Source organism: Streptomyces sp. NPDC060205 (assembly GCF_042728395.1).
Taxonomy (GTDB): Bacteria; Actinomycetota; Actinomycetes; order Streptomycetales; family Streptomycetaceae; genus Streptomyces.
In genome coordinates, this window is the sequence record NZ_JBHWZP010000512.1 from 1 (window position 1) to 4,741 (window position 4,741).

Below are 4,741 nucleotides of genomic sequence, written 5' to 3' on the forward strand. Positions count from 1 at the left end.
GGCCCGTATCCGTCCGCGTACCGGCGCCCGTGGTGTCAGAACCCCCCGCCGAAGTCGCCACCGCCCCCGAAGTCCCCGCCGCCACCGCCGTCGAAGCCCCCGCCGAAGTCGCTGGAGTCGAAGTCGGCGCCGGACACGTCGCCGCCCACGTACCCGCCGCCGCCGAAGTCCCCGTAGCCGGAGCCGTAGTCGGCCGCGTACGCAGGCCCGGCCATCATCGAGCCGAGCACCGTGCCGACGAGGAGGCCTGGCAGGATGCCGCCGCCGAAGTAGCCGCCCGCCCAGGGCCCGTACGCCGGGCCCGCGTCCCAGTAGGGCCGCCGCCCGTACTCCGTGTCGACCTCGCGCACGGCCGGATCGGTGCCCTCGGCCAGCCGGACCTGGTCGGCGGCGCAGACGGGCACCTCGCGGGGCGCTCCGCCCGCCGGCGTCCAGGTCGCGTCGGCGACCGAAGGCCCGTGGCGCGGGTCGAAGAAGCAGGGCGCCCGGCGCTCGGGAACCGGCCTGCCCTCGCGGCGCGCGGCGAGCACGGCCAGCGAGAAACGCCCGTCCTCCAGCGCCTCGGTGACGCCTCGCACGTCCTCGGGGCGGGTGGCCGCGGCCATGAAGGACTTCGCCTTGTCGTACGCGTCGAGGGAGCGTTCGTAGTCGGCGCGCATCGCGTCGTCCGCGCCCGCCTCCGCGGGGTGGAAGTCCAGCCGGTCGAGTTCCTCGCCGAAGGCGGTGATGTCCTCGTCCACGACCACGCGCAGCCGGTCGAGGGCGGCCCGCTGCTCCGCCTCCTTGCGGCGGCGGTTGCGCCTCACGAGGGCGTACGCGCCCGCGCCGCCCGCCACGACGACCGCGCCTACGCCGATCAGGGCGCCGGTGCCCACGCCGTCGCCCCCGCCGTCGCTCCAGCTGCCGGGCGCGGAGCCGCCGACGTTGGCGAGCGCCCGGTCCGTGAAGTGGTTCAGCTGGGTCAGGGCGTCCTCGCCCCGGACGCTGGTCACCAGGTTGCGCACGGCGGTGTTCGGCATGACGGAGGAGTCGGCCTTCGCGTCGAACCGCGAGCCGAGCCGGATGGCGTACAGGCCCGTGACACCGGTGTCCGTGCGCAGGTTCTGGAAGAGGTTCTCCGTGGGGAAGTCCCCGGGGAGAACGGCGACGAACAGCGGTTTGTCCGCCTTCTCGATCTTCGCGGCCAGGGCGTCGGCGTCCTCGTCGGACAGCACCCGGGCCATGGACGGATCGACGTAGACGGGACTCTTGCGCAGCGCGTCCGCGACGGCCGAGACGTCGGTGGCGTCCGCAGCGGCGTGCGCGCCGGTGCCCCCGACGCCCAGCGCCGCGAACACGATCATGAAAACGGCCAGTCCTCGTGCCAGTACGCCCTTCATACCCCCGAACCTACTCCTGACCGCCACGATCGGCGGCCCGCACCTCCTGGCACCGGGGCCGCGGACCTACGTGCTTTCAGAGGCGCGGGGCTGTGTCCCTATGCGGCTCCGCCGCGTGGGCGCGACCAGCCCCCATCGGGCCGCAGACACATGTCCACGACCCGATGGGCGGCCTATCAGGCCGCCGTATAGGCCGCCGCCAGCTTCTCCACCGCCCGCGCATAGCGCCCCGTGAGCAGCAGATGATCCGCGTCGGCGAACGGCTTGGCCACCGCCGAAGTGATCCCCTGCCCGACCTTCTGCTGGACGAGCAGCCGCGCCTTGCCGACAATCGCGCGCCCCGCCTCCTCGGCCCCGGCACGCTCGGCCAGCGAGGCCGCGACGGCGAGACCCTTAAGAGTCGCGAGCCCACCCGACGGCACCTTCGTGAGCGTCGTGAGCCCCCACCCGTACGGGAACTGCGGGTCGTACGCCGGGTCGCCGACGTTGATCGGCAGCTGTGCCTCGGACTTCGGCCAGGTCACGGGCAGCTGGCCGGTGAAGGCCCGCTTCCCGTAGAGCACGTCCGCGACCCCGTCGCCCTCCGTGCCCGGCAGCCAGGACGCGACGAGCGCGTCGATGTCACCGAGCTGGTCGCCGATGAGCTGCGGACGCCCCGAGACGACGAGCACCACGCACTTCATGGCGCCGCACACCGTGTCGACGGCGGCCTTGTCCGCGGCCGTCAGAGCCAGGTCGTTGCCGTTGCCGACGTCGCCGACGCCCTCCGCGTACGGGGTCTCGCCGACGACCACGACACCCACGTCATGGCCTGCGGTGCGCGCCGACGCGTCCTTGGAGTAGGTGACCGTGCCGCCCCCGGCCTTCCGGATGCCCTCCAGGACGGTCGTCCCGTACGTGATCTTCCCGGAGGAGCCCTGCCAGGTGACGGTCCAGCCGCCGGTCTGGTTGCCGATGTCGTCGGCGTTGGACCCGGCGACGTACACCTTCTGCGACTTCTTCAGCGGCAGCACGGCGCCCGCGTTCTTCAGCAGGACCTGCGACTCGGCGGCGGCCTTGCGGGCCACGGCCCGGTGCTCGGCGGAACCGATCTTCGAGGCGCCGCTCGTGTCGGCGTACGGCTTCTCGAAGAGGCCCAGCTTGAACTTCTGCGTGAGGATGCGCGACACGGCGTCGTCGATCCGCTTCCCGCTGACCCGCCCGGCCCGCACCTCGTCGAGGAGCGTGGCGTGGAAGTCCTTGTACGCGTACGGGACCATGATCATGTCGAGGCCGGCGTTGACCGACGTACGGACGTCGCTCGCGTAGTCGCCGGGGATCTGGTCGATGGCCTGCCAGTCGCTGATCACGAAGCCGTCGAAGCCCATGCGGTCCTTGAGGACTCCGTTGAGCATGTCGGCGCGGGCGTGCATCTTCACCGCGCCCTTGCCGTCGCCGAGGATGTCCAGCGAGGAGTACGACGGCATGAACGTGCCCACGCCCCGGTCCACCGCGTCCTGGTACGGCGCCAGGTGGACGGCCTCCAGCTCCTGGCGGGTGACCTTGGTGACGCCCTGGTCGATCGTGTACGAGCCGGTCGTGGACGAGCCGAACTCCGTGCCGCCGTCGCCGACGAAGTGCTTGGCGGTGGCGAGGACCTTGTCGTTCTTCTTCAGGTCCCGGCCGTCGGCGGCGCCCTGCAGGCCCTGGATGACGGTCTCCATGGACTCGACGAGTGCCGGATCCTCACCGAACGACTCGTAGGTGCGGCCCCAGCGTTCGTCGCGCGCCACGCACAGGCAGGGCGCGAAGTCCCACGGGATGCCGGTGGCGCGGACCTCGGCGGCGGTCACCCTGCCCGCGTCGTGGGCGACTTGGGGGTCGCGCGTGGCGCCGATGCCGATGTTGTGCGGCAGGATCGTGGCGCCGACGAGGTTGTTGTGGCCGTGCACGGCGTCCACGCCGTAGATGAGCGGGATCTGGAACCGGGTGGCCTGCGCGCGGAGTTGGAAGCCGTCGATCATCTTCGCCCAGGCCTCGGGCGTGTTCGGGGTCGGCGTGGAGCCCCCGCCGGAGAGCAGCGAGCCGAGGTCGTAGGCGGCGATGTCGCCCGGCGCGGTGAGCGCGCCCCGCTCGGCCTGCGTCATCTGGCCGGCCTTCTCGGCGGGGGACAGCCGGGACAGCAGATCGGCGACCCTCTTCTTCACCGGCAACTTCGCGTCCAGGTACGGGAGTCCGTGGGCGTCGACGACGATCTGCGGGTTCTCGGCGGGCGCCTTGGCGCCGGTGACCGTCAGCTTCAGCGGGACGGTCTCGGCGTTCTCGGCCGTCTTGTCGCGCAGAGTCGCCACGGTGACCGTCCGCGAGGCGCCCGAGGCCGTACCGGCCGGGAAGGTCAGCTCACCCTTGACCGGGGTGTAGTCCTTGCCGGGCTCGCCGGTGCCGCCGGCCGTCTCGTACGCGACGGTGACCGGCTCCTCGATCGGCGCGGAGCCGGTGGTGGCGACCGTGATCTTCACGGCGGCCGAGCGGCCCTCCTGCACCGGGTACACGGCCGCGTCGGTGACGACGTTCGCGCGCAGGGCCTGGTCGGCCTTGCCGTACAACTCCACGCCGTCCATCGCGAACCGGTCCTCGACGCCGACCGGGAGCGTGAGCGCGTAGCCCCACATCTCGGTGAGGCCCAGGACCTGGTCGATGCCGCCGACGGGCTGGTAGTCCGTGCGGTAGACGAAGTCGGTGAACGGGATCTCCAGCTGCTTCCAGCCGGTGAAGTCGTCGGTGAAGGACGTCGTCCACAGCTCGGAGGCCTCGCCGTTGGCGCCGCCGTCCTTCAGCTCGAAGTTGACCTTCTTGCCGTTGTTCCGGCCGTCCCACCAGAAGCGGATGCCCTTGCTGGCCGACCAGTCGTGGGCCGGTTCGGCGAAGGCGAAGTCGTGGGTGAAGCCTCCGTAGCCGCTGATGTCGTACGTGCCGGCCAGGACCTTGTCGCCCTGCGGTGCGTCGTCGCGGGCGGCGAGCTCCAGGGTGGGCGGGTCGTCGGCGTCGCTGCCCCAGGTGAAGATGCCCTCCGCGGGCGGGTTCGCGAACGGGATCTCGCCCTCGAAGTTGTCGACGGGGACGGGGGCGGGATCGTCCGCTCCGGAGGCGGGGGTTGCGGTGGCGAACGGCAGCAGTCCGGTCAGCAGGGTGGAGGCGACGAGCAGGGCGGTTCTTCGCATGGACCTTCCCTCGGCTCAGGCTTTGACGGGGGTGACCTCGCGGGGCTTAAATCACGCCGTGAGTTAACTGACGCCCCGCGAGGGCGTCAACCCTTCGCGCCGAATCCGTGAGCGGGGGTTCTCTCGCCCCCGCCGCCCCTACCCGTTCCCGTCCACGCATGG

2 protein-coding genes are annotated in these 4,741 nt (G+C 71.8%); both read right to left on the minus strand.

Going from position 1 to position 4,741, the window contains the following annotated elements; all coding sequences use genetic code 11:
- Positions 1-35: 35 nt before the first annotated feature.
- Entirely contained in the window at positions 36-1,379 is a 1,344-nt protein-coding gene (locus tag ACFWGJ_RS42100) for a hypothetical protein (protein WP_387334241.1), read from the minus strand.
- A 176-nt stretch (positions 1,380-1,555) separates the two neighbouring features.
- Positions 1,556-4,579, minus strand: a complete 3,024-nt coding sequence (locus tag ACFWGJ_RS42105) for a glycoside hydrolase family 3 N-terminal domain-containing protein (RefSeq protein WP_387334243.1) — start codon at positions 4,577-4,579, stop codon at positions 1,556-1,558.
- Positions 4,580-4,741 lie beyond the last annotated feature (162 nt).